We start from the raw sequence: 535 nt of genomic DNA on the forward strand, positions 1-535 counted from the left end.
CAAATCCGCTCCCCAAAAGCTCTGCGTGGTGGGGAAGCCCGTGAGGGTGACAACCCCCCGAAGCCAGGGAGCCGAGAAAAGCCTCTAAGCACAACCCGTGGGAACCCGTACCGCAAACCGACACAGGTGGGCGGGTGCGAGAGCACTCAGGCGCGCGGGATAACCCTCGCCAAGGAACTTTGCAAGTTAGCCCCGTAACTTCGGGAGAAGGGGTGCTCTCTGGGGTGATGAGCCCCGGGGAGCCGCAGTGAACAGGCTCTGGCGACTGTTTACCAAAAACACAGCTCTCTGCGAACTCGTAAGAGGAGGTATAGGGAGCGACGCTTGCCCGGTGCCGGAAGGTCAAGGGGAGGGGTGCAAGCCCTGAACCGAAGCCCCGGTGAACGGCGGCCGTAACTATAACGGTCCTAAGGTAGCGAAATTCCTTGTCGGGTAAGTTCCGACCTGCACGAAAAGCGTAACGACCGGAGCGCTGTCTCGGCGAGGGACCCGGTGAAATTGAACTGGCCGTGAAGATGCGGCCTACCCGTGGCAG

The 535-nt window shown here is 61.1% G+C and carries 1 rRNA gene; it reads left to right on the plus strand.

Going from position 1 to position 535, the window contains the following annotated elements:
* Positions 1 to 535: ribosomal RNA gene (locus ACYQ0J_RS09925) — 23S ribosomal RNA — on the plus strand; the annotation flags it as partial.

This window comes from Thermus sp. FJN-A, assembly GCF_054655095.1.